At 65.0% G+C, this 4,278-nt stretch carries 4 protein-coding genes and 1 pseudogene; 1 reads left to right on the plus strand and 4 read right to left on the minus strand.

Features of this window, described 5'->3' with window-relative positions:
• Positions 1-324, minus strand: a pseudogene (locus AC1D00_RS29490) (nitrilase); the annotation flags it as partial.
• Between the two features lie 63 nt (positions 325-387).
• Positions 388-1,884: an MFS transporter gene (locus tag AC1D00_RS29495; RefSeq protein ID WP_477013090.1), complete on the minus strand. Its 1,497-nt coding sequence runs from the start codon at positions 1,882-1,884 to the stop codon at positions 388-390.
• A 311-nt stretch (positions 1,885-2,195) separates the two neighbouring features.
• Here AC1D00_RS29495 and AC1D00_RS29500 point away from each other — a divergent pair, with 311 nt between their 5' ends.
• Entirely contained in the window at positions 2,196-3,074 is an 879-nt protein-coding gene (locus AC1D00_RS29500) for an IclR family transcriptional regulator (protein ID WP_477013091.1), read from the plus strand.
• Positions 3,075-3,085: 11 nt separating this feature from the next.
• On the opposite strand, the gene AC1D00_RS29505 is transcribed toward AC1D00_RS29500, so the two are convergent.
• Positions 3,086-4,135 carry a LacI family DNA-binding transcriptional regulator gene (locus AC1D00_RS29505; protein ID WP_477013092.1) on the minus strand — a complete coding sequence of 350 codons (1,050 nt, stop codon included), beginning with the start codon at positions 4,133-4,135 and terminating at the stop codon, positions 3,086-3,088.
• Positions 4,132-4,278: ThuA domain-containing protein (locus tag AC1D00_RS29510; RefSeq protein WP_477013093.1), on the minus strand; the 147-nt coding region annotated here is incomplete at its 5' end. The genes AC1D00_RS29505 and AC1D00_RS29510, both read right to left, overlap by 4 nt.

The following is a 4,278-nucleotide window of genomic DNA, read 5'->3' on the forward strand; positions in this document are numbered from 1 at the left end:
GCCGATGACCGTGAAGGCACCGGTTGCGGCCGCTGCCGCGGCGATCGTCTCGACCTCCGCGCCATCGAGATCGATCGCCGCCTCCCAATACAAACGGAACGCCTCACGTCCTTCGGGCTTGCGCATGCCGACGGGAGCGCCGAACGAATTTCCCTTGGGATAGCCGCCGATGAAGGCTTCAGGGAAAACGACCAGCCTGGCGCCGGCGTCGGCGGCCTTCTCGATCAGGGCCGCCGCCTTTTGTGCCGACTTCAGCGAGCTTGTCGGATCCGACGCGGCCTGAACGACGGCCGCCTTGTACGTATTCGGTCGATTGATATCCATAACGTCATCCCGGGCACGGAAGCGGAGAGCGGGCCGCTACTGCGGCCCGCCAGCATGTCACACTCAGTGATCAGTCTCGATTTGCGGCCGGTTCGGCAGCATGATCGATCCGACCACGGCAACGACCGTGCAAATGACGACCGGATACCACAGCCCCGCAAACACGTCGCCGACCGCGAGCGAAAGGTAGGTCGCAAAGAACGGCAGGAAGCCACCGAAGATGCCGGCGCCGATGTGGTAGGGAAACGAAAGCGCCGTGTATCGGATGTTCGCCGGGAACACCTCGACCAGGAACGACGCCACCGGCCCATAGACCATCGCGACGATGACGGTCATGACGACCAGCAGAAAGACGATGTAGGACGACGACACCTTTGCGGGATCCGCCTTGGCGGGGTAACCCGCCTCGGACAAGGCCTTGCGATAAGCCGCCGCATCGTATCCGGAAATCGTTTTGCCATTGACCGTCATGGATACGGCCTGGCCGTCGACCGGAGCGGCATAGCTGAAGTTGATGCCGCTTCCGATCAGCAGCTTCTTGGCCTGGACGCAGGGCTTGCCATGATCGCCGTGCGAGCTCAGCAGCGCGGCCACAAGGCCGAACTTGCACGCTTCGCTGGTGGTGTCGGCGTGCCCTATCACCGGCGCGCTGCGCGTGGCAGCCACGAGCTGCGGATTTGCAGCCTCCAGCAGCGACGAAAACATCGGCCGGTAGCACAACGCCGACAGCACGAGCCCCGTCATCATCAGCCATTTGCGTCCAACCCGATCGGACAGCCAGCCGAAGAAGACGAACGCGGGAGCACCGATGACGAGGCCGATGGCCATCAGGATGTAGGATGTTTGCAGGTCGATCCTTGCGATCTGCTGCATGAAGATCATCACGTAGAACTGGCCGGTGAAATAGGTGGACCCCATGCCCGCGGTCACGCCGAACAGCGCGATCAACACCAGGCGAAGGCTGGACCACCGGGCGAAGGTGTCTCTGACCGGGCTCCTCGACAGGCGTCGCTCGGCCTTGAGACGCGTGAAGACGGGCGATTCGTGCAGCCTGGCGCGGACGTAGATCGAGAACGCCAGCATCGCGATCGAGATGATGAACGGAGCGCGCCATCCCCAGGCCTTGAAATCGGCCTCGCTCATGACGCTCTGCGTCCCGATGATGACGGCGATGGAGAGCGCCAGCCCGACCGACGATGTGATCTGGATCCAGCCGGTCAGAAGCCCGCGCCTGTCCGGGCGCGAGTGTTCCGCAACGTAGATGACGGCGCCGCCATATTCGCCGCCGACCGCGAGGCCCTGGATCAATCGCAGCATGACCAGCGAAATCCATGCAGCGTGACCCACGCTGGCATAGGTGGGAAGGAAGCCGATCAAGGCCGTGCCGCCTCCCATCATCACGATGGTGATGAGGAAGGTATATTTTCGACCGACCAGATCGCCGATGCGGCCGAAGACCACTGCGCCGATCGGCCGGATCACGAAGCCGGCCGCAAGAGCACCGAGCGAAGCAAGCACGGCGGCGGTCGGGTTGTCCGGCGGAAACAATACCGAGCTCATGAACACGGCCAGCGAGCCGTAGATGAAGAAGTCCTACCACTCAAAGACGGTGCCGAGGGTCGAGGCGAGAACGACCTGCCGCTCCTCGCTGCGCGTCAGATTCTGGTCGGCGGGTACCGCCGTCGCTCGTGCATCCATCGTCATTCCCCTGTTTGCGCCCGCGGCCAAACCCAGCCCCGCTTCACACAATTTTATTTAGTCATATACGTATGATGTCGTCAAATACAGCAAGCTTGAATATCCGGCGCGACGCGCCCAATAATGCGCCAACACGACACCCGCCATAACACCCTGATCTATAAGGATTTTCAGTGAAGAAGCCGCGCCGCCCCCGCCCGCCGGATCCGGCGCCTGCGTCCGCACGAGGAGCCAAACCCGGCAAAATCAGCAAGGCCGAACGGCCCGGACGGCGCGGCATTCAGTCGATCGAGATCGGCTTCAAGATCCTCGACTACCTCAGGACCGAAATGCGGCCCGTGCCGCTGAAGATGATCGCCGCCAACACCGGAATGTCAGCGGCCAACGTCCACTATTATCTCGTGAGCTTTCAGGCGGTGGGCATCGTCCGGCAGGAGAGCGACACTGGCTGCTATGCCCTCGGCCCCTACGCATTGAAGCTCGGCATGGCGGCCATCGAGCAATTCGACGTCTTCGCCGTCGCGCGGCCGGCCATGACCGAACTCGCAACGACGATCGGCCACACGGTATTTCTCGGCGTGTGGGGCAATCGTGGCCCGACCATCATCTATCGCGTCGAGGGCGGAGCCAGCCGGCCCATCATCGAGCTGCGTGTCGGAAGCGTCCTGAGCCTGCTGCGGTCTGCGCTCGGGCGAAACTTCCTTGCACATCTGCCGCGCTCGCTGACCGGCGAGATGCTGGATCAGGAACTCAAGGAGGAACGCTCGCGCGAGACGCGGGTGGATGACGCGCCAACCACCAAGGCCGAGGTGGAGGAGATGATGGACACGATCCGGCGCGATGGCATCAGCCGTTGTCGTGACGCCCTGCTGCCGAACTTCACCTCCCTGTCCGCGCCGATCTTCGACCAGGCCGGGTTCATGATCGCAGCCATCACGATGATGGGACCCATCGGTATTCTCGACGATGACCTGAAAGGTCCGACAGCGACGGCCCTGATCGCTCACGCGCGCGCCGTCTCCGCGACCGCCGGCTGGCAAGGCGGAGGCTGAACCGCCCGGAGTTACGGCAGATTGTCCCGCAGAAAAATATCGATGCGAATGCGTTCCTGGTCGGGGCTGATAGGCTCCCCCGAGCAATGCGCGAGCAGGACTCGCGCCGCAGACCGCGCCTCGTGGCCGGGGTCCTGGTTGATGATCGCATCGAGCGTGCCGCGAACCAGAAAACGCCGCGTGTGCTGGGTCAGCTCATGGGTGATCCAGACCACATCGCGCGCGCGTCCCGAGGCCTCGAGCGCATCGGCGATGCCGCGGTTCCCGGCGCCGCAGCAATAGATGCCGCGGAGATCGGCATGGCGCGCCAGCAGCGCGGCCGTGAGCTTCCGCGTTCGGTCGCTGTCGTCGCGACCCTCGATGACCGGGAGCGCGCGCAAATCCGGATACTCGCTGGACAGGATCTGGTAAAATCCGAACTGCCGCTCGGTGTGATCGCGCAGCGACAGCGATCCCGCGATCACGGCCACCGCTCCCTCGCGGCCGGCCAGGAAACGCCCCATCAGGGTGGCCGCAGTCCGCCCCGCGGCCGGGTTGTCGATACCGACATAGTGCAGGCGGCGCGAGCTCGGCGCGTCCGACACCAGGGTCACCACGGCGACCCCGCGGCCTGTGAGTTCGTCGATCGCGGCGCGCACCCTCGGATGGTCGAGCGCGATGACGGCGACGCCCTGATAGGCCGGCGACAGGTTTTCCAGCGCACTGGCCAGCACGTCCGGATCGAACACGTCGACATGGAGGATATCGATGAACCCGCGCTGGCCGGCGAGCCAGTCCGCGGCGCGCTGGACCTGCTCGGTCAGGTTGGTCATGAAGCTGTTGCTGCCGGTCGGCAGCACGAACGCGAATCGGAACGTCTGGCCGCGGGCGAGCCGCGCGGCCGCGACGTCGGCACGATAGCCGAGCTTTGCCACCGCGGCCTCGACACGCGCGACCGTCTTGGCGCGCACGCCCTCGCGCCGGTTGACGACGCGGTCGACGGTGGCGAGCGAAACGCCCGCCGCGCGCGCGACATCCTCGAGCGTGGCGCGAAGCACCGGCTGCGCCGCGCCGCCTGTCATTCGCGCGCCGCCCACAGCATGCCGCGGGTCATCATCGTCCGGATCTCCGGGACGTCGAGCTCGTAGGCGCGGTGGCCGAGCGAGGAGTAGAACACCCTGCCCGCGCCGTAGCGCTTCTTCCACACCACGGGCATGACCACGCC

The sequence above is a fragment of the Bradyrhizobium sp. P2_E8 genome (genome assembly GCF_056403875.1).